The 21,128-nt window shown below is 62.6% G+C and carries 17 protein-coding genes; 7 read left to right on the forward strand and 10 right to left on the reverse strand.

The window, feature by feature from the left end; translation table 11 throughout:
• Positions 1–41: 41 nt before the first annotated feature.
• Entirely contained in the window at positions 42–989 is a 948-nt protein-coding gene (locus ABIE18_RS12130) for a polysaccharide deacetylase family protein (protein ID WP_499723034.1), read from the reverse strand.
• Entirely contained in the window at positions 986–2,566 is a 1,581-nt protein-coding gene (locus ABIE18_RS12135; RefSeq protein ID WP_499723035.1) for a purine-cytosine permease family protein, read from the reverse strand. The genes ABIE18_RS12130 and ABIE18_RS12135 overlap by 4 nt, the downstream gene beginning before the upstream one ends.
• Before the next feature lie 109 nt (positions 2,567–2,675).
• Between ABIE18_RS12135 and ABIE18_RS12140 the strand changes: the two genes are divergently transcribed.
• Positions 2,676–4,169 (forward strand): PucR family transcriptional regulator, encoded by a 1,494-nt coding sequence (locus ABIE18_RS12140; protein ID WP_499723036.1) that lies wholly within the window; start codon positions 2,676–2,678, stop codon positions 4,167–4,169.
• Positions 4,170–4,271: 102 nt separating this feature from the next.
• Here the strand turns inward: ABIE18_RS12140 and purU are convergent, their stop codons facing one another.
• From purU to glyA, 7 genes are read right to left on the reverse strand one after another with little or no spacing between them, the layout of a single operon-like run.
• Positions 4,272–5,171: a formyltetrahydrofolate deformylase gene (gene purU, locus ABIE18_RS12145; protein ID WP_431117016.1), complete on the reverse strand. Its 900-nt coding sequence runs from the start codon at positions 5,169–5,171 to the stop codon at positions 4,272–4,274.
• Between the two features lie 2 nt (positions 5,172–5,173).
• Entirely contained in the window at positions 5,174–6,565 is a 1,392-nt protein-coding gene (locus tag ABIE18_RS12150; protein ID WP_499723037.1) for an L-serine ammonia-lyase, read from the reverse strand.
• Entirely contained in the window at positions 6,565–7,209 is a 645-nt protein-coding gene (locus tag ABIE18_RS12155) for a sarcosine oxidase subunit gamma (protein WP_499723039.1), read from the reverse strand. The genes ABIE18_RS12150 and ABIE18_RS12155 overlap by 1 nt, the downstream gene beginning before the upstream one ends.
• A complete protein-coding gene (locus tag ABIE18_RS12160; RefSeq protein WP_499723041.1) occupies positions 7,202–10,147 on the reverse strand; it encodes a 2Fe-2S iron-sulfur cluster-binding protein in 2,946 nt (981 codons plus the stop codon). Before ABIE18_RS12160 ends, ABIE18_RS12155 begins: the two co-directional genes overlap by 8 nt.
• Before the next feature lie 2 nt (positions 10,148–10,149).
• Complete coding sequence (locus ABIE18_RS12165; protein WP_477515498.1) at positions 10,150–10,497, reverse strand: sarcosine oxidase subunit delta; 348 nt, start codon at positions 10,495–10,497, stop codon at positions 10,150–10,152.
• A gap of 17 nt (positions 10,498–10,514) precedes the next feature.
• Positions 10,515–11,735 (reverse strand): sarcosine oxidase subunit beta family protein, encoded by a 1,221-nt coding sequence (locus tag ABIE18_RS12170; RefSeq protein ID WP_431117011.1) that lies wholly within the window; start codon positions 11,733–11,735, stop codon positions 10,515–10,517.
• Positions 11,732–13,105 (reverse strand): serine hydroxymethyltransferase, encoded by a 1,374-nt coding sequence (gene glyA, locus ABIE18_RS12175; protein ID WP_499723042.1) that lies wholly within the window; start codon positions 13,103–13,105, stop codon positions 11,732–11,734. Before glyA ends, ABIE18_RS12170 begins: the two co-directional genes overlap by 4 nt.
• Positions 13,106–13,255: 150 nt before the next feature.
• Between glyA and ABIE18_RS12180 the strand changes: the two genes are divergently transcribed.
• The 6 genes from ABIE18_RS12180 (at position 13,256) to ABIE18_RS12205 (ending at position 20,487) form a co-directional block, all read left to right on the forward strand.
• Positions 13,256–13,927 carry a GntR family transcriptional regulator gene (locus ABIE18_RS12180; protein WP_477515500.1) on the forward strand — a complete coding sequence of 224 codons (672 nt, stop codon included), beginning with the start codon at positions 13,256–13,258 and terminating at the stop codon, positions 13,925–13,927.
• Positions 13,928–14,701: 774 nt separating this feature from the next.
• Positions 14,702–16,069: an MFS transporter gene (locus ABIE18_RS12185; protein ID WP_499723044.1), complete on the forward strand. Its 1,368-nt coding sequence runs from the start codon at positions 14,702–14,704 to the stop codon at positions 16,067–16,069.
• A gap of 28 nt (positions 16,070–16,097) precedes the next feature.
• Entirely contained in the window at positions 16,098–17,354 is a 1,257-nt protein-coding gene (locus ABIE18_RS12190; RefSeq protein WP_499723045.1) for an aminopeptidase P family protein, read from the forward strand.
• Between the two features lie 86 nt (positions 17,355–17,440).
• Positions 17,441–18,244: an IclR family transcriptional regulator gene (locus tag ABIE18_RS12195; protein ID WP_499723046.1), complete on the forward strand. Its 804-nt coding sequence runs from the start codon at positions 17,441–17,443 to the stop codon at positions 18,242–18,244.
• Between the two features lie 244 nt (positions 18,245–18,488).
• On the forward strand, positions 18,489–19,814 hold the full coding sequence (locus tag ABIE18_RS12200; protein ID WP_499723047.1) for a sensor histidine kinase: 1,326 nt from the start codon (positions 18,489–18,491) through the stop codon (positions 19,812–19,814).
• Positions 19,807–20,487, forward strand: coding sequence for a response regulator (locus ABIE18_RS12205; RefSeq protein WP_499723048.1), 681 nt, complete (start codon positions 19,807–19,809; stop codon positions 20,485–20,487). The genes ABIE18_RS12200 and ABIE18_RS12205 overlap by 8 nt, the downstream gene beginning before the upstream one ends.
• A gap of 92 nt (positions 20,488–20,579) precedes the next feature.
• On the opposite strand, the gene ABIE18_RS12210 is transcribed toward ABIE18_RS12205, so the two are convergent.
• On the reverse strand, positions 20,580–21,059 hold the full coding sequence (locus tag ABIE18_RS12210; protein ID WP_216926327.1) for a DUF4383 domain-containing protein: 480 nt from the start codon (positions 21,057–21,059) through the stop codon (positions 20,580–20,582).
• Positions 21,060–21,128 lie beyond the last annotated feature (69 nt).

A 21,128-nucleotide genomic window follows, 5' to 3' on the forward strand; every position in this document is an offset into this window, starting at 1 on the left:
GCAGCCAGAACATGGGGGTCTGCTGCCATCCCGGCGAAGAGCTACCGGAGGGTGGGTACCCGCACCTGGGCAGGGCGGAATGAAGCGCCGGCTCCTGGGAACAAGGGGACATCGATCCGGGCGTGAGTGTGGATTTCCTGAACCGTATCCTTCGTGTGCTGTGCGATCTCTGCAAGGGTGGTGACCCACATGCCCTCAAGATCCTTGACCCGTTCGATCAGCTGCTCCAATGCGACAGCCCTGGATGGCCGGCCGGAGATGAACGGGTGGTTGGTCAGGACGAAGCAGCTGCCCTGGGCATGGTGCGCCTGGGCCTCAAGAGTCCACATTTCCAAAGCCTTGGCCGGGCTTTCGATGACCCCGCTTCCCGTGATGCCGGGGTAGAACGCGTACTGCTCCCAGTCATCCAGCGCCCAATCAACGGGAATCTCCACGATGTCCCGGGGATCGTCCTCGGCCACTGACATGCGGTAGGGGGCATCGCCGTCGAGCAGGCTTGAGTCGTAAAGGAAGCCTCGGTCCGCGAGCAGCGCGGGCGACTGCCAGTTCAACTCCCACCACGGAGCCCGGTAGCCCACTGGCCGAACACCGGCAACGTTGGCAAGTGCCTCCAAGCCCCGGTCCAGGTAGCTGGCTTCGGTTGCGGCGTCGATGCCCTGCATGGGCTCGTGAAGGTAGCCATGGTGGGCGATTTCGTGCCCACCGTCAGCGATCCTGCGCACCACATCGGGGTAGCTCTCCGCAGTGAACCCAGGGATGAAGAACGTTCCCTTGATGTCCTGGCGATGCAGGATCTTCAGGAGCCGCGGGACGGCGATCTTGGGGCCATACGACTGGTGGCTCATGAGGGACATGCGCCGGGTGCTGGATGGATCGTGGGCGATGGTGCAAGACTCGGCGTCGACGTCGAAGGTGAAGGACGCTGCGGCTTTGAAGCCCTCTGGCCAGGTGATCGGGTGGAGGGAGTCCGCGAAGGCGGGCTGACTCATGCTGTGGTCCTTTCGGGTACTACGGGAACTGCGGGATCGCCCGGAGCAGCTTGGGTGACGGAGACGTGGTTCGAGTCGGCAAGGACAAACTTTCGGTGCACCCGGGGCCCGAGGATTGCGTAGGCCGCCGCGCTGGTCAGTCCGCCAGCCAGCCATGAAAGATCCCAGCCACCAAGTGCCACGGCGATGGGGCCTTGCATCACTGGTACCAGCCCGTACATGAACAGCCACGTGCAGAAGATGCCAACCAGCAGGGAGACTATGCCGGCCCAGTTGATCACCGGGAGACGCTTGGTCCCGACGCCGTCGAAGAGCCGTTCAACCTTTCCAGGCCAGCGCTTCTCCAGCCAGAAGTAGTGCACCAACATGACGCCGCCCCAGGCAGCGACCCAGGCCACCAGACCGATCAACCAGGCATCCAGTACCGAGGCGAAGTCCTCCTGGAAGATGAAGAACACGACGGCGAGGAGCGAGAAGACGCCGACGAACAGGTTGAGCTTGCGGCGATTGATCTTGATATCCAAGGCCTGTGTAGCCACCGAGAAGGTGTAGATGTTCAAGATGTTGGTGGCGATGGGGCCATGCAACACCATGAGGAGGACGGGAAGTGCAAGGACTCCGAAGTTCTGGACGATCAGCTTGCCGGGGTCGATCTCGCCGCTGTTTGTGGCCAGGCTCGCGCCGAGGACACCGAGCCAGACCACGGGAATGAACTGGCCAAGGACCGAGGCCAAGTAGACCTTGCGCTTGGGAACCGAGGTGCTGACGAAGCGTGAGTAGTCCGCGGCGTAGGTGAACCAGGTGATGCCCCAGCCGATGCCGATGGCGGTCATCACAGCACTCATCGCGGCTATCCGCTCGGATCCTTCAAGGATGTTGCCGGCCGGACCCGCATAACCCCAGTCGATCTTCATGCCGAACCACGCCACTGCGGACATGACGGTCAGGATGATGATGGTGGGCGGGACGGTCCACTTTTCGAAAGCGGCGATGGCCTTGTAGCCGAACCAGGCAATGGCAACCTGGGCGGCCATGATGACAGTGGCCACGCCGATCTTCCAGGCGTAGTTCTTTGCGGTGGGATCCACCCAGCCCAGCGTTCCGAAGAGCGCCATGACCAGGTCCAGGATGATCCATGTATTGACTGCGCACCACCCGATGACCAGGAGTGCCTGGATGGCGGCGGGGAGGTAGTTGCCACGGCGGCCGAAAGCGGCCCGTGCAAGGACCATGCCTGTGGCGCCGGTCTTTTGGCCAAGGAGGACGAAGCAGCCAAACAGCAACATGCCGATCAGGTTGCCCAGGACGAGGACAAAGACGGTGTCGGCGAAGCCGAGGCCGAGGTGGATTCCGAGTGCGCCCAGCACCCAGTTGATTGGAGCAAGGTTGGCGCCGGCCCAGATCCAGAACTGGCCTGAGACCTTGCGCGTGCGGTCTGACTCGGGAATGGGCTGCAGCCAGGCTTCGCTGTCATGGCCCGGCGCCGTTGCCGGACCTGACTGCGGTGAGCCCGGCTGCAGTGAGCCTGCAGCCGCTGAGCCTGGCTGCTGTGAGACAGGGGAGAGGTTGTCTTGCATGAGGGAGATCCTCCGTGTGTGAAAGGGACTCTTTCAGCGTATGTGCCACAGATCACAGCAACAAGATACGATGTGTCTAAAGAAACTCTCTTGCGCCGTACGGAGTGTCATGTCTATTCTTCTGGGCCAAGCTTTGGAGCGTGAAAGTCTCAAAGCCGCCGAACCGCGTCTCCTTAACTCAGTGGCCGACGCCCTGACCCGCCCCGTCCGTTGGGTGCACTCCAGCGAGGTTTTGGACATCGCTCCGCTCCTCAGCGGTGGCGAACTGCTCCTCAGCGGCGGCCAGGCGCTTGCCCTTGAGAGCTCCGAGCGGCAAGCCGAATACGTACGGGAACTAGCGGCCCGCGGCATAGCCGCACTGGCGCTGGAAACCGGACCGACACTGCCCGAAGTTCCTGGCCCCATGCTGGAAGCCGCCGAAGCCGCAGGCCTGCCCGTTATTGAATTGCGTCACGTTGTTCCGTTCGTCGCCGTCATGCAGGAAATCAACTCGATCCTGGTCAGCGAATCCGTCGAACAGCTTCAACGCGGCGACCAAACCAGCCACGCGATGGCTGCCGAACTCGCCCATGGCGGCGGGCTGGATCAACTCCTGGCTGTCTTGGCAGAAAGGACAGGTTCCAGCACGCGGTTGGTATCGCCGTCGGGCCTTACCCTTGGTTCGGCAGCAGGTTCCGCAACGGGATCCGCAGCAGGCTTAGCGCCGCCGGCGGAGGAACGCGCGCTCATCACGGTTGATGTGCCGGTCCGTGGCGTCCTCGCCGCCCGCTTGGAGCTGCGAGTGCCCGACGACGGCGATAGTGGCCTGGCGCGCGTGGCGGGAGAGCGGTCGGTGGACATCCTTGGCCTGGCCCTGTTGCAGCGGATGCCGCCAGGATTGAAGGAGCTGGCGGGCATTGAACTGATGCGTGCCATCAATTCCGGGAGCCAATCGTGGCAGCTCCAGCAGCTCGGGCCGGCGTCGGGCTTTCCCGCCAATGGCCGGGTTGCTGCGCTGGTGATTCGCTCCACGGGTGCAGGGCATCTCCGCTCGGCCTTGGATGCCTTGCTGCGTGCGAACGTGCCGCACAGTGCCAGCTATGCAGATAACGCGGAGCTGATCGCACTCGCTTCCGTTGGCGATCGCGCTGCTACCCGGGCGGCGCTGATGGATGCGCTCCGGGCATTGGAGACGCCAGCCGGATCCGCGATAGCGCTTGGCCCGGTGGGCAAGGGGATCGATGAGGCCCCGTGGTCACTGGCCGAGGCGCGCCGGACCCTGGACCTGGATCTGGTGGGAGGTGGCGTGGTGGATGCTGAAGCCTTCGCCGTGGAGCGCCTCGCCGAGGAACATCTGGACCCAGCCACTCGCGAAGGGTTCGTGCAGCGGCAGTTGGGTGCCGTCGTCGAGCATGACCAACTACGGCGATCCGAGCTTCTGCGGACGCTGACCGTCTGGTTGGACACAGGGTGCAACACAGCCCAGGCAGCACGCGAACTGCACTTGGAACGGCAGTCCATGCATCACCGGTTGCAGCGGATCTTCGAGCTGTGCGGTGGAGATCCCCGGGGAACGGGCAGGCTCGCGGCCCTGCACCTGGCGGTGCGGCTGGCGCGTTTGTAGGCGCCTTAAACGCCTTAAACGCCAAAACGACGGCCCGCTGCGCACTCGACGATTTAAGACGTCTACTGCGTAGCGGACCATCGAAATGGGGCGCGCAAGGCCTTACTTCAGCACAATCGTCCTGTTCCCATTCAGGATGATCCGCCCTTCGCAGTGCCAACGAACGGCGTTGCTGAGGGCCTTGCACTCCGTGTCCCGACCGGCGGCTACGAGATCGTCCGGTCCGAACGTGTGATCCACCTCAACCACCTGCTGGGAGATGATCGGGCCCTCGTCCAGCTCGCCGTTGACGTAGTGGGCGGTGGCACCCACGGTCTTCACTCCGCGGGCGTAAGCCTGGTGGTACGGCTTGGCACCCTTGAAGCTCGGCAGGAACGAGTGGTGGATATTGATGGCGCGCCCGTCGAGCTTGCGGGCGAGATCGTCGCTGAGCACCTGCATGTACCGGGCCAGGACAATGAGTTCCACGTCCAGTTCGTCGATGATGTCCAGCAAACGCGCTTCCGCCGCAGGTTTGGTAGCGGCGGTGACAGGGACGTGGAAGAAGGGAATCCCGTGCCACTCCGCCAAACCCTGATGGTCCGTGTGGTTGGACACGACGCCCACCACATCGATCGGCAGTTCACCGATCCGCGCACGGAACAGCAGGTCATTGAGGCAGTGCCCAAACTTCGAGACCATGATCAAAACGCGACGCTTGGACCCTTGGCGTTCCAGCTGCCAGTTCATGGAGTACTTCTCGCCCACCGGGGAAAACGCGGCACGCAGTGCATCCACAGTGGTCTCGTCACCGGAGGACGCGAAGTGAACCCGCATGAAGAAGTGGCCCTCAGCGCGGTCACCGTACTGCTTGTTGTCGATAATGTCGCAGCCGTGCTCCAGCAGGAAGCCGGACACAGCGTGCACGATTCCGGGACCTTCAGGGCAGTCCAAGGTAAGGACGTGCTCCACGGTGGTTCCGGCGGAGGAATCAGTAGAAGATTCGGTTTGGATGGCAGTCATGGCTAGCACTCCACTACGTTGACGGCGAGTCCTCCACGGGAGGTCTCCTTGTATTTGGATTTCATGTCGGCGCCTGTTTCGCGCATGGTCTTGATGGCTTTGTCCAGGGATACTTTGTGGCTGCCATCTCCGTGCAGGGCCAGGCGGGCAGCGTTGATCGCCTTGACGCTGGCGATGGCATTGCGTTCGATGCAGGGGATCTGCACCAGTCCGCCCACGGGATCGCAGGTGAGGCCCAGGTTGTGTTCGATGCCCACCTCGGCAGCATTTTCCACTTGCTCAGGCGTCCCGCCCAGGATCTCGCAAAGACCAGCAGCGGCCATGGAGCAGGCGGAACCCACCTCGCCTTGGCAGCCCACCTCGGCACCCGAAATGGAGGCGTTGATCTTGAAGAGAATTCCGACGGCGGCCGCCGCGAGCAGGAACCGCACGACGCCGTCGTCGTTGGCTCCGGGAACAAACTTTGTGTAATAGTGCAGCACCGCAGGAACAATCCCGGCAGCACCATTGGTCGGTGCAGTGACAATCCTGCCGCCGGCTGCGTTCTCCTCGTTGACCGCCAACGCGAACAGGTTCACCCATTCCATGGCGAGCAAGGGGTCCGCTGAGGATTCGCCCTTCAGGTCCGCGTCGGTTTCGGAAAGCTTCTTGAACAAGGACGGCGCCCGTCGCCTCACTTTCAAGCCTCCAGGGAGGATTCCCTCGGCGGAGCAGCCGTTGTCCACGCATTCACGCATAACAGCCCAGATACTGAGAAGACGCTCGCGGAGCTCCTCTTCGGACCGCCAGACGAGTTCGTTGGCCAACATGACATCGGAAATTGACATGCCCTCGCGTGAACAGATGGCAAGCAACTCGTCTGCAGTGGTGAACGGGTAGGGGAGGACCGTGTCATCGGCTACTACTTTGTCCGTGCCTGTGGCGTCCCCATCCACCACAAAGCCGCCGCCGATCGAGTAGTAGCTGCGCTCACGCAGTACTGCCCCGGTGTGGTCAAGCGCCCGGAACGTCATGCCGTTGGGGTGTGCCGGAAGGGACTTGCGGCGGTGGAGGACCACGTCCTCGTCCCAATTGAAGTCGACTCGGTGGTCGCCGCCCAAGCGCAGTTCGGCGTCGAGGGCTGCAGCTGCCACTTGGTCGTCAGCCGTTTTGGTGTCGACGGTTTCCGGTGAGTGGCCCTGCAGCCCCAGCACCACGGCTTTGTCGGAGCCGTGGCCCCGGCCGGTGGCGCCCAAGGAGCCGAAGAGCTCAGCCTGGACGCGCACCGTGGCCGGAAGCTGGCCGGACGATTCAAGACCGTCCGTGAACTGCTTTGCCGCCCGCATCGGGCCGACCGTGTGTGAAGACGACGGCCCGATGCCAACAGAAAACAGATCAAGCACACTCAGTGCCATTAGGGGACCTCGGGGGAGGCGTACTCCCGCATGGCGTCGAGGAGCCAGCGTCCCAGGAAATCGGCAAACGAGGCCCGGGGAAAGATCCGGTAGTTCTCGTCCGAGGTCTTCCACAGCATCACGGGGATGTGTGCGAGCTCCGTTGAGACGGCTGTGCCGGCCTTGAAGACGCGGGGGTGAAGGTCCAACGAGCACGTCTTTTCGAGCACAGCGCGGGCGTGGCTGCCGGAGAGCTCGAACGTGGTGCGGTTGGCGGACAGGTCCACCACCTGACCTTCATCGCTGCCCAGTGCCGTGATCAGGTCACTGACCAAGGAGCCGCCCAGCGAGTCGTGGGACTCCTCCGGAGCGACCACCAGGAACTCGGTAGGGCCAAGCCAGAGTGCGTTGACTGAGCCAGAGCCCGTCACTTCACCGCAAGCGGCCGGCAAGCCGCCGGTGATGGACGCAACGCGGGTTCCGGCGTCGGACGTTCGCTCAACCCGGATACCCACCATGGCCTGGTACGGGATTTCCTTGAGCGTCACCGTGCCCGGCACTGAGCCGGAGGTGAAGGCGTCAGCCAGGTGCTCGGCCGGGCTGCGGCGGGCACCCCGTACGCGGTCGACGTGTGCGGTTTCTGCTGGTGTTGCTGTTTCAGCCATCTTTGCGGGTCCCTTCAGCATCGAAAAGTACGGTTTCGCCGACAACCACGTCCACCAATTGGTCTCCCACCGAGGCCACGAGGGTCTCGCCGATGCGGTTGCGGCCGTTCTGGATCAGGGCCAGGCCGAAGGAACGGCCCAATGCGGCACTGTGGTAGCTCGAGGTCACGAAGCCTTCCATGGGGACGGGTCCGTACGCCGGGTTGACGGGGATGCCCTTCTCCACAAGCTGCGTGCCTTCCGGCAGCCTCAGCGAGTGATCCACGGGAAGGACGCTCACCAGGTGCTTGCGGTCCTCGCGGCTTGCGTCCTGGCGGAGGTAGGAGCGCTTGCCGATGAAGTCCTTGGCCTTGGAGACGATCCAGTCCATGCCGGCGTCCTGCGGGGTGACCGTGCCATCGGTGTCCTGCCCGACGATCGGGTAGCCCTTCTCGGCGCGGAGCACGTGCATGGTTTCCGTGCCGTAAGGGGTGATGTTGAACTCGGCACCTGCGGCAGCAACTGCTTCCCAGGTGTTGAGCCCGTACCAGGACGGGATGTTGATTTCGTAGGCCAGTTCACCGGAGAAGGAGATCCGGCAAACACGAGCCTGCACTCCTGAGGCCAGGGTGGTCTCGCGGAATGTCATGAACGGGAAGGCTTCTGCGTCCAGGCCACCGTTTTCGGCGAGCTGGGGAGCAACCTTCGCGATCACTGCACGGGACTTGGGACCGACGACGGCGATGGTGCTCCACTGCTCCGTGACGGATGTGAAGACCACGTCGAGTTCCGGCCACTCCGTCTGGTGCCACTCTTCCAACCAGTCCAGCACCTTGGCTGCGCCACCGGTGGTGGTGGTCATGAAGAAGCGGTCGTCGTCCAGGCGCAGGGTCACGCCGTCGTCGAAGATCATGCCGTCCGGGGTGCACATGACGCCGTAGCGGGCGGATCCCGGTGCGAGCTTCTTGAACGCGTTGGTGTACACACGGTTCAGGAATTCGCCGGCGTCCTTGCCACGGATCTCGATCTTGCCGAGCGTGGTTGCGTCCATGAAGCCCACGGAATCGCGGACTGCTGCGCACTCACGCAGGACTGCCGTATCCATGTCCTCACCGGACTGCGGGTAGTACCAAGGGCGCTTCCACTGTCCGACATCTTCGAACAGCGCACCCTGGGCTACGTGCCACGGGTGGATGGAGGTCACTCGGGCGGGATCGAACAGCTCACCGCGTTGGCGACCAGCCAAAGCGGCGAATGCGACCGGGGTGAACGGTGCGCGGTAGGCGGTGGTGCCGATCTCGCCGACGCCAGGAACGCTTTCCGCGCCGCCGAACTTCAACGCAGCAGCGATGACGCCGATTGCGTTGACGCCGGAGGTCTTTCCTTGATCGTTGGCGGTGCTGATGGAGGTGTACCGCTTCACGTGTTCCACGGAGCGCATACCGGCCCCGGTGGAGCGGAGGACATCGGCTACGGACTGGTCGCGCTGGAAGTCAACGAAGTGGTGGTGCCACTCGCCCGGCTCACCGGTCTGACCGGGAACAAGCCACAGCTGACGGGTCGGGGCGCTCGCGACGGGTGCCTGCAGGTCCACCGGGGTGGTTGCGGACTCAAAACCAGCAGCGATGGATGCTGCCGCTCCGGCCGAGATGCCCTCTGCCAGGCAGTCCTGGAGTTCGTAGCTGCCACGGCCTGCGCCAACAACCTGCTGGTCCCGAACCACCGTGGAAGGAACAAATGCGGCGAGTTCATCGTCCCAGCGCAGCTTGCCTTGGCGCTGGCTGTGGAGGTGCACCACGGGGCTCCAACCACCGGAAACAGCAAGCAGATCGGCCGCGATGTGCTCCACGCCCGAGGTGAGTTCGCCGTCGTCGTTAATGCTGCGGACGGTGACGCCATTCAGGCGACCCGCGTCATCGGCGCTCGTGTCAGCAACCGCGCTGCCAATGAGGACCCGGACACCGGACTCGACGGCGGCCGCGGCCTTCGCGCTGATCTGGGGACGGGCATCGACGACGGCGGCAATCGCCACGCCTGCTGCCTTCAGGTCCGCGGCGAGCAAGTAAGCGGAGTCGTTGGTGGTGCTGATAACGACGCGTGAACCGGCGGCGACTGCGTAGCGGTTGAGGTACGTGCGGACAGCCGAGGCGAGCATGATGCCCGGGCGGTCGTTGTTCTCAAAGACCAACGGACGCTCGTGGGCACCCGGTGCCAGGACAACCTGCTGTGCACGGATGTGCCAGATACGCTGACGCGAAACGCCCGGAGCGGCCGGAACGGTCAAGTGATCCGTACGGTTCTGGGCTGCGATGAAGTAGTTGGAATCGTAGGAACCGAAGGCGGTGGTGCGGTTCAGCACGGTGCATTCTTCGGCGGAGACCAACTCGGCTTCCACATCGGCAACCCATTCCAGGGCCGGCTTGCCCTCGATGGTTTCCTGCAGGCCTTCGGCCGTGGAACCGGAGAGGAGTGCACCGCCCAGTTCGGGCTGGTCGTCGATCAGGATGACGCGGGCGCCGGTGCGGACTGCTTCGCGGGCAGCTGCAAGGCCTGCAACACCGCCGCCGACCACCAGGACGTCCGTGTGGACGTACTTCTTGTCGTACTCAGCCTTGTCCTCGGCAGGGTCAAGCTTGCCCAAACCGGAGAGCAGCTCAACGTTCATGCCGTCCACGAGCGAGACTGCGGTGGCGGGGAGCATGGATTCCGCGACGTGGCCCGGGAAACGGGGAGCGATCTTGACCAAGGCGTTGGACTCTTCCACGCCGGCGGCCATGATGCCGCGGGGGCGGTCCTCGTAAAGGGAGTTGCCTGCGTTGATGTGGCCGTTGGCCAGCAGCGCCGAGGCGATGGTGTCGCCGGGGTGGCCGGTGAATTCCTGGCCGTCCACAGTGAAGCGCCAAGCGATGCTGCGGTCAATGCGTCCGCCGGTGGCGAGGCGTGCGTTCTTGCTGGTCACTTCTAGACTCCTTCCGAGGAGGTGGGGGCGGCAGTGGCCGTCGAGGTAGTGGGCGCGCCGGGAGCGATGCCTGTTTGCGTATCGGGGCGGGGCTGGCCCATCGCGTAGATGGAGTGGATGTCGTAGGTCACGGTGTCCCGCAGCATGTTGAACCACTGGCGGCAGCCCGTGCTGTGAACCCAGCGTTCAGCGAAAGAACCCTTGGTGTTCTCGCGGTAGAACAGGTATTCAGCCCACTCGCGGTCCGTGAGGTCGTTCGGGTTCTCCGGGTAGGCAACGTGTGCCTGGCCGCCGTAGTGGAATTCGGTTTCGTCGCGTGGCCCGCAGTTGGGGCATGAAATGAGAAGCATGTCTTTTCCCGTCCTTACTAGTGGGCCACGGCTGCGGCGCCGTGTTCATCGATCAGGGCGCCGGTCTCGAAGCGTTCCAGGGCGAAAGGCTTGTTGAGCTTGTGCGGGGCGCCGGTTGCGATGGTGTGCGCGAAGGTCAGGCCAGCCGCAGGAGTGCCCTTGAAGCCACCCGTTCCCCAACCGCAGTTGACGAACATGTTCTCCACGGGGGTGAGGCCAACAATCGGCGAGGCGTCCAGCGTGGTGTCCACGATGCCGCCCCAGGTCCGGAGCACGTGGGCCCGGGCGAAGATCGGGAAGAGCTCCACGGCGGCTGCCATCTGCTCCTCGATCACGTGGAACGATCCGCGCTGGCCGTAGCCGTTGTAGGAGTCCACGCCAGCGCCCATCACCAGTTCACCCTTGTGTGCCTGAGAGACATACACGTGGACGTGGTTGGACATGACCACCGTGGGGTGGACCGGCTCGTGCAGTTCAGACACGAGCGCCTGGAGCGGGTGGGACTGGATGGGGAGGCGGAAGCCGGCCATCTCTGCGAGGACCGAGCTGTGGCCGGCGGCGCAAAGGCCCACCTTTTCGGTGTTGATGTTGCCACGGCTGGTCTTGACGCCGGTGACCCGGTTTCCGTCCTTGATGAAGCCGGTGACTTCGCAGTTCTGGATGATATCCACGCCGAGTTCGTCGCACTTGCGGGCGAAAGCCCAGGCCACGTGGTCGTGCTTGGCGATGCCGGCACGCGGTTGGTAGGTAGCGCCCATGACGGGGTAACGGATGTTGTCGCTGGTGTTCAGGATGGGGCAGAGTTCCTTGACCTGGTCAGGCTCCAGCCACTCCGCGTCCACACCATTGAGGCGGTTGGCGCCTACGCGGCGCATGCTCTCACGGACGTCGCCCAGGGTGTGGGCGAGGTTCATCACGCCGCGCTGGCTGAACAGGAAGTCGTACTCCAGCTCTTCCGGCAGGATTTCCCACAGTTTGAGGGCGTGCTCGTAAATTGCAGCACTCTCGTCCCAGAGGTAGTTGGACCGGATGATGGTGGTGTTGCGGGCCATGTTGCCACCGGCCAGCCAGCCCTTTTCAAGGATGGCGATGTTGGTCATGCCATGGTTCTTGGCCAGGAAGTAGGCCGTTGCCAGGCCGTGCCCGCCGCCGCCGACAATAACGGCGTCGTAGCTCTTCTTTGGGTCCGGGTTGCGCCAGAGGAAGTCGGGGTGTTCGGGGAGGTGGTCCGCGCTCACTGGGCTGCTCCAATCATTTCTTCGAGTTCAGTTGCGGCGTCGTTGCCGTTACTGAGGTGTGGGTAAAGCGGGAATTTGTCGGCCAGGGCGGTTACGCGGCGGCGGAGTTCGACGGCGGTGGCTTCGTCCAAGGTGACGTCACCTTCGGTGCTGCTTGCTTGGGTGCCGCTGTTCGCTGCGGCGATCAACGCCGTCGCAATGATGTCCGAGACTTCGGTGAAGTCCTCAGCACCGAAGCCGCGGGCGGCGAGGGCGGGGGTACCGATGCGCAGGCCCGAGGAAACCATCGGCGGGCGGGGGTCGAAGGGGACGGCGTTGCGGTTGACCGTGATGCCGATGCGGTGCAGCGTGTCCTCGGCCTGCTGGCCGTTAAGGACGGAGTGGCGGAGATCGGCGAGCACCAGGTGGACGTCGGTCCCACCGCTGACCACGGAAATGCCGGCTGCGGCCACGTCGTCCTGGAGGAGGCGATCGGCCAGGATCTTGGAACCCTCAAGTACGCGGACCTGGCGTTCCTGGAATTCGGGCTCAGCGGCCATCTTGAAGGCCACAGCCTTGGCTGCGATGACGTGCTCCAGCGGGCCACCCTGCTGTCCGGGGAAGACGGCGGAGTTAACCTTCTTGGCGATGTCGGCGTCGTTGGTCAGGATCACGCCACCGCGGGGACCGCCAAGGGTCTTGTGCGTGGTGCTGGTGACAATGTGGGCGTGCGGGACCGGGCTCGGGTGCAGTCCAGCTGCAACCAGGCCGGCGAAGTGGGCCATGTCCACCATGAGGTAGGCGCCCACCAGGTCCGCGATGCGGCGGAATTCAGCGAAGTCCAACTGGCGGGAGTAAGCGGACCAGCCGGCGACGATCAGCTGCGGCTTGCTCTCGAGGGCGAGGCGCTCAACTTCAGCCATGTCTACGGTGTGGGTGTCCTCGCGGACGCCGTACGGAACAACCTTGTACAGCTTGCCGGAGAAGTTGATGCGCATGCCGTGGGTCAGGTGGCCGCCGTGGGCAAGGTTCAATCCCATGATGGTGTCGCCAGGGTTGATCAGTGCGTGCATGGCCGAGGCGTTTGCCTGGGCGCCGGAGTGGGGCTGGACGTTGGCGAATTCTGCGCCAAACAGGGACTTCAGGCGGTCGATGGCCAGCTGCTCGATCACATCAACGTGTTCGCAGCCGCCGTAGTAGCGCTTGCCCGGGTAACCCTCGGCGTACTTGTTGGTAAGGACCGAGCCCTGTGCTTCCATGACGGCCGTGGGGGCGAAGTTCTCAGAGGCGATCATTTCCAGCGTGGACTGCTGGCGGATGAGTTCCAGGGCGATCGCCTGATCGACCTCCGGGTCCGCCTGTGCGAGCGGGCGGATCAGCGGTTCAACCATGGTGTTCTCCTTCAAAAGCTTGTCTAGTGGCCGACTGTTAGGCAACTGATATATTAGAACTATTGCCATAGTATGTTGAAGATCACAAGGTCGTCAACAGGTCTGCGGTAACTCATCCAGCAGACTGAAGTACGACAACGGGAGAGAGCAATGAGCGCCGCATTGGAAGCACTGGAATCAGCTCCGCAGGGTTCGTCCCTGGCGGAGAACGCCTACCTGCTCCTGCGCGACAGGCTCATCATGCTGGACATCAAGCCCGGTGACCCTATCAACGATGGCCAGATTGCTGCAGAACTGGGCATTGGACGTACGCCCGTCCGCGAGGCCATCAAGCGTCTCGAAAGCGACCACTTGGTGGTCTCCTACCCACGGCGTGGGACGTTCGCCACCGGCGTGGACATCACCCAGCTCGCTGAGGTCTCCGAGATCCGCGAGCTGCTGGAACCGTTGGCGTCAAAGAAGGCTGCCCGCATGGCCAGCCCTGCCATGCGTTCAGAGCTCCGCGCTGTCGCTGGTGCAATTCGTGATCTTGAAGGCCAGGACAACTCCTCCCAGGAACTCATGCGCTACGACATCCAGGTTCACCGCCTGATCTACAAGGCCTCGGCGAACGCACACCTGGAAGACGTCCTGATCAGGTACGACAACCTCGCTACCCGCATCTGGTGCTACATGCTGGAGCGGATGCCCTCCGTCTCAGGCCACATCTCCGAGCACGCTGAACTGCTGACAGCCATAGCCGACGGCGACGAAGACCGCGCCGCCGAGCTCGCCCTGCACCACGTGGTCAGCTTCGAAGAGACAATCCGCAAGGTCCTCTAGGGTCTCATCTGCTCGGCCTCGCCGCCTGAGTCGCCTCCGTCCGCTGCCGCCTGCCTCCGGCGGCGGGGGCATTCTCTGCGCGCTCGCTCGTACCTCGCTTAGGCGCGCGCTCCCGGATAACCCCGCCCCTCCCGGTGCTCTCTCACATCCTGCGGTCTTTTGGCGGTCCTTCTCTCACGTCCAACGGCCTTCTGGCGGATCTTCTCTCATGTCCTGCGGTCTTTTGGCGGTCCTTCTCTCACGTCCAACGGCCGTCTGGTGGATGTTCTCTCATGTCCTGCGGTCTTTTGGTGGATGTTCTCTCATGTCCTGCGGTCTTTTGGTGGATGTTCTCTCATGTCCTGCGCCCTTCTGGTGGATGTTCTCTCACGTCCAACGGCCTTCTGGTGGATGTTCTCTCACGTCCTGCGCCGGCGGCTGAACAGCTGTCACTCGCCAAAGCCCGACGTCGGCACTCGCCGTGGGTGCCCGACGTCGGGCTTTCTTGATGAAAGTGAGAGAACGTTCCGAAATGGGCCGCGCGATGTGAGAGAACGTTCCGAAATGGGCCGCGCGATGTGAGAGAACATCCGGAGGGTTTGAGGCGGTTGCCGCAACTTAGTCGCTTTGAGTGCAACAACTGCCAGATCGGGTTCACTATCGTTGAACACACCTGGACCGCCCTGAACTGCCTAGAGTGACTTTTGAAAACACTCTTGACCGTGACGCGGCCCACACGTAGTCTGGTGCAACAGCGTTGCTTCTAATGCAACCCCAAATATTCTTGGTGGACACATGAGTAATGAACTTTCCTCTGTGGCAGCCGCGCCGGGAGATCGGTCCAATGACGGACACGGCACCTCTCCCGAGCCCGGCCCCAATCACACAGTCAGCAAAGACACGCGCCGACGCGTCGTCATTGCAAGCTTCATCGGCAACTTCGTGGAGTGGTTCGACTACGCCGTCTATGGTTACCTGGCCGGCATTATCTCGACCGTTTTCTTCCCGGAATCCGATCGTCAAACAGCACTGCTCGCCACGTTCGGTGTCTTTGCAGTCAGCTTCTTCGTAAGGCCGCTTGGCGGATTCATCTGGGGCCACATCGGAGACAGGCTGGGCCGGAAGCAAGCGTTGTCGCTCTCGATCGTCCTGATGTCGGTGGCCACGTTCTGCATCGCCCTGATCCCGGGGTACGCCACTATCGGCGTGATGGCCCCCATCCTGCTGCTGCTCGTAAGGGTGGTCCAGGGCTTCTCCGCTGCAGGGGAGTACGCTGGTGCGTCCGCCTTCCTGGTGGAGTATGCGCCGTCGAATCGTCGCGGACTCTATGCCGCCGTCGTGCCTGCCAGTACCGCAGCGGGTCTCCTGCTGGGCTCCTTGCTGGCCGCCCTGCTGAGTTCAGTCCTGACGCCAGAACAGCTGAACGAGTGGGGTTGGCGCCTGCCGTTCCTGTTGGCGGCGCCCATGGGCTTGATCGGCAGGTACATCCGCACCAAGCTTGAGGACACCCCTGCGTTCCGTGAGCTGTCCGAGAAGGAATCCGCAGTCAAGGCTCCGGCCCTGGCCATGTTCAAGACCTACCGTAAGCAACTCATCATCGCCACGGGCGCAGTGCTGTTGAACGCAGTGGGCTTCTACGTGATCCTCAGCTACATGCCCACATACCTTTCAGTGGAACTGGGCTTCGGAGCGGCGGAATCGTTCCTGGCTACAACGATCGCCCTGGCCAGTTACATCGGCTTCATCTTCCTGACCGGCATCGCGTCGGACAAGTTCGGCCGCAAGCGGATGCTCATCACCGCGTCCGTCCTGTTCGTGGTGCTGACCGTCCCGGCGTTCATGCTCCTGGACACGCGCAACTTCCTGGTGATCGTGCTGGTCCAGATCCTGCTGGGCGGAATGCTCACCCTCAACGACGGCACCCTGCCCAGCTTCCTGGCCGAACTCTTCCCGACGAAGGTCCGCTACACGGGCTTCGCGGTCAGCTTCAACCTCTCCAACGCGTTGTTCGGCGGCACCGCGCCGTTCATGGCAACGCTTCTCATCGGCATGACCCACAATCAGCTGGCGCCCGGCTGGTACCTCGTGGCTGCCGCCCTTGTTTCCCTCATCGCAGTCCTGTTCGCCGCCGAGACTTCCAAGAAGCCACTGCAGCAGGTCTGAAACCAACAACCCCTTGAAAGGAACAACCATGACCATCACCGAGAACGAGGCCGTCAACGATGTGGCCAAGCTCGATCGACTCAAGGTCCTCAACAACGGCGAGAAGGTCTCCCTGACTTTCTCCGATGCAGAGTTTGAGCGTCGCCTTGCCGGGCTTCGCAGCATCATGGCCGAGAAGGACCTCGACGCCGTCATCCTCACCAGCTACCACTCCATCAAGTACTACTCCGATTTCCTCTTCACCTATTTCGGCCGCTCCTACGGCATGGTGGTCACCAAGGATGACACCGTCACCATTACGGCAAATATCGACGCCGGTATGCCTTGGCGCCGCAGCTACGGCGACAACCTGGTGTACACGGACTGGCGACGGGACAACTACATCCACGCCATCCAGGAAGTCCTGCGCACCCGCGGCATCAACCCCCGCCGCATCGGCGTCGAAGACGACTCCCTGCCGCTGGACAACCGCAACAAGATCCAGGCCGCATTCTCCGGAGCAACGCTGGTGGATGTTGCCCAGGCAGCGATGCGCCAGCGCATGATCAAATCGGACGAGGAAATCGCCGTCATCAAGCATGGCGCCCGCATTGGCGATCTTGGCGGCGAGGCAATCCGCAGCGCCATCACCGCCGGCATCACTGAGTACGAGGTCGCCTTGATCGGCACCGAGGCCATGGTCCACGAGATCGCCCGCACCTTCCCGGACTCTGAAATCCGTGACACGTGGGTCTGGTTCCAGTCCGGCATCAACACCGACGGCGCGCACAACTGGGCAACCACTCGAAAGATCCAGGAACACGACATCCTGTCCCTGAACTGCTTCCCGATGACCAGCGGTTACTACACGGCTCTGGAACGCACCCTGTTCTACGGCGAACCGGACGCGCGCTCATTGGAGCTGTGGAACATCAATGTGGAGGTTCACAAGCGCGGCCTGGAACTCATCAGGCCCGGCGCAGTCTGCAAAGACATCGCGGCTGAGCTTAACGAGATCTACGTCGGTCACGGGCTCCTGGCAAACCGCACGTTCGGCTATGGCCACTCCTTCGGCGTCTTGAGCCACTACTACGGACGCGAAGCAGGCCTTGAACTGCGCGAAGACATCGATACCGTGCTGGAACCGGGGATGGTGGTTTCCATGGAACCGATGATCACAGTCCTGGACGGCCAACCGGGCGCCGGCGGCTACCGCGAGCACGACATCCTTGTGGTGGGTGAAGACGGTGCGGAGAACATCACCAAGTTCCCCTTTGGCCCTGAGTACAACATCGTCGGAGCCTAGGGGACCGGGGCGGTGGACGCAGTGCACGGCGTCCACCGGCCCAGCCCGGTCACTGTCCACCGACTTCAGCCAAATATAGTGAACCCATGACTCCCACGGAATCCAACGACGTTTCAGGCAACGGCGAAGCCAAAGGTACCTCGGTCATTGTCAATGCCATCGCGGTCCTGCGGAGTTTCAGTGCCGAAGAGCCGCTGTTGGGGGTCACTGAAATCGCAGGGCGCATTGGCCTGCACAAGAGCACAGTTTCCCGCATCCTGGCTACGCTGGAGCAGGAGCACTTGGTGGAGCGCGACGTCGATTCGCGCAGGTTCCGCTTGGGGCTGGGAATGATCGCCATGGCGGGCCCACTCCTGGCGGAACTCGAAGAGCGGCGCGTGGCGTATCCGGTACTACGCGAACTGACCGAGCGCACCGGGGAGACCAGCGCGCTCATGGTCTGGAACGGCACCGAATCCATGAGCGTTGAGCAGATCCCCAGCCGACACCAAGTCAAGCATCTAGCCCCGTTGGGAGTACGTTACAACGAGGCACTCAGCTCCTCTGTTCAGGTCTTCCTGGCCGCGGAGGACAAAGATCGCGTCCGTAATCTACTCCGGAGCGGTGCGGTCAGCCTTCCGGGCTTCGATGAGGAAGCAGTGGAGGCGTATCTGCAGCGGTTGGAGGACTCCACGAAGCGCGGCTGGGCTGTGAACTTTGGCGAGACGTCCATCGAGGAAGTGGGCGTGGCCTCGCCCGTCTATGACCACAGGGGAAACATTGTGGCGGCCGTGCTCATCCCCGCACCGAAGTTTCGGGTCTCGCAGGACACGCTTACGAGTCTCGGCGAAGCCTGTGCCGATGCCGCAGCCAAGGTCACCACACGGCTTGGTGGCCGCGCCCCGCACTGAGCTGCGGGACGCGCAGGCCACAGGACGCGCAAGCCACAGGACGCGCGAGCTGAAAGGCGCGCAGACCACACGAGGCGCGCAAGCTGAAAGGCGCGCAGGCCACACGAGGCGCGAGCTGAAAGGCGCGCAGGCCACAAGAAGCCGCTGGCCCAGAGGATGAATCTTCTGGCCCGCAGGTGGAGATCGGTTGCTGGATAGGTCATTTGGCCCAGAGTCGTGTTCCAGCGTGGATAGTCTGGCTGGCATGGAAAGAACACTGAGGGTATTCCGGCGTTGGGGCGCCCCTGCGGCTGCCGTGATCTTCTTCGTGCTGTGGTGCGTAGCTGAGGCTGGACGCATGGGTCCGTGGCCAGGCCTGCCCAATTGGCCGGGTACTGTCTCGCTGGTCTTGATGACCATAACTATCGCGCTTTCCGCGTGGAGGCCCTACTTTTCGCTGACCTCCACAGCCGCCCTGTTGCTTGGACAGCTGCTCTACGTGCTTCCGCCCGTGTTATCCAATCACTGGGCAATCTATTTGGGGTCGTTCATAGCACTGGGCTTCATTATGTGGAGGGGTTCCAAACTCCAACGAATCGCGGCTGCGAGCTCCAACCTCGTGTTTGCAGCCATCATGACTTACATGATGATCTCCTTGCGGTATGGACAGGGTGTTGGGTGGTTCAGGCCCCTGTTCATGGGAGACCGCATTGCCCTCAGTCAATATTGGTGGCAGTTGTTCCCTCTTCTACTGCTTGTAGCTGCTGCGTGCGGAACCGCAGGGATCCTCCTGGCGCTGTACGAAGATCGAGGGACGTTGTCCAAGGCCCAGGCAGTCACGCAAGCCAGCTTGAGGGAAACTGAAATCGAATTGGTAGTGGAGCAGGAGCGCACTCGCATAGCGCGGGACCTGCACGATGTGTTGGCTCATTCTTTGGCTGTCATCGCCGCACAAGCAGACGGCACACGGTACTTGAGTCAGGGCCAACCCAAACCTGTTCTGGAAGCGCTGGAGAACATAGCTACATCCGCCAGGCACGCCTTGGTTGATGCGCAACGAGTCATTGAAGGTGTTCGGGACGATGGGTTAGTCAGTCCCCAACCCCGGATCAGCGATGTAGAACCTCTGATGGAACGGATGCGTCACGGCAACCTCAATATTCAGCACAGCGAGAGCGGCGTACCCGTTGAACTCGGCGCAGGGCAACAGCTGGCAGTATTCAGGATCGTCCAGGAATGCCTCACTAACGCGTTGAAGCATGCAGGCCGGGGTACGGCAGTGCGCGTGCACTTCGACTGGAGTGGACCTGGCCTTACACTCCACGCTTCCTCAGAGCTTCCGGTGTCCGTTTCATTGGGGGAAACGGACGCCGGTCATACCGAAGACCGGGTGGGGCGGGGCATCCCGGGGATGCGTGAGCGCGCCCATCTGGCAGGAGGCTGGTTGACGGCTGGGCCTGACGGGGAGCAGTTCCGCGTCACCGCCTTCCTTCCCTACGGGGCACGGGCAGGGATGTCGCCTCTCCCACCGGAGCCCCCACTGGTGCTTGAGGAGTTGGCTGCTGTTCCGGAGGCCGCTGAGCGTGGCTGACTCGTCCGCACTTATTACCGTCGCCTTGGTGGACGACCAGCCCCTGTTTCGCGCTGGAATCCGGATGTTGGTGGAAAGCCAACCGGACATGGGGTTGGCTTGGGAAGCATCTGACGGCAAACAGGCCGTGGAATCCGCAGCCGAGCAGCCGCCCGACGTCATTCTCATGGACCTGCGGATGCCAGAGATGGACGGCGTCACGGCAACCCGCCTAATCATCGGGTTGGCGCAGATGGGCGGTTCCGACCAACCCAAGATCATTGCGTTGACGACCTTTAATCGTGATCACGCTGTGGTGGAGGCCGTTCAGGCCGGCGCCAGCGGGTATCTGCTTAAGAGTGCTGAGCCGGAGTTTCTGTTGGCCGCCATTCGCACGGTCCACTCCGGCTATTCCGTGATCGCGCCCGGTTCTGTGCACGATCTCTTCCAGCATGCGGCGCGAACAGTGCCGGTTGCTGGCCCCAATCTCTCTGTTTTGGAACCTCTATCGGCTCGGGAGAGGGACGTTTTCCTTCTCGCAGCAAAGGGTTTGGGCAATGGCGAGATGGCGGAGAGCCTGTTTGTGTCCGAAGCTACTGTGAAGAGCCATCTGCGAAGCGTGCTCACGAAGCTTGGCGTCCGGACACGTCTCCAACTCGTGGCATTCGCCTACGAAAACAGGTTGCTCGGCTAAACGCCGAGGCAAGAAACAGAGGCAAAAAATAACGGCGACCGTCCCCACTAGGGGGCCGACCGCCGTCGTTCGTTGAGCCGACGTCCGCGAGGTTACATCCTCCGCCGTGCCGTCGTTGTCTCGTCCATGGCATCCCTGCCCAGCCAAGCACCCAGACCGATCATGGCCACGCCAAGAACAAAGTGCAGCCAGTTGTCAGCGGTGTTGAACGGAACAAAGTTGGCGCCCGTTTCCTGGTTGATGATCAGGCCGTAGATCCAAAGAACGAGATATACGGCGCCGCCACCAATGAGGAAGAGGCGAGCCATACGTGCTGTCCTGGCCATGGCCAAACCGGCCACGCCAAACAGCAGATGGACGATGTTGTGGAGAATGGATACTTGGAATACTCCAAGCAGCATGGCGCCGGATTCATGTCCCGCGAAGGTCATGGCGCCGTAATTGGTGGTGATACCCGGGATAAAGCCCAGAACACCCACCAGCAGAAAAACAATGCCAACGCCCATGGCGGTGTTGTGAAGCGTCAACCCCATCGCATGATGGTGTTCGGTGGGGTGCGAAGCGGTGGTCATGAAGTCCTCCCTTTCACGCTGTTAAACGGCTCTTCTCATGGAGAGCCGTCCCGCGGCAAGGGTGTCGGA

Source organism: Arthrobacter sp. 2762 (assembly GCF_040548745.1).
Taxonomy (GTDB): domain Bacteria; phylum Actinomycetota; class Actinomycetes; order Actinomycetales; family Micrococcaceae; genus Arthrobacter.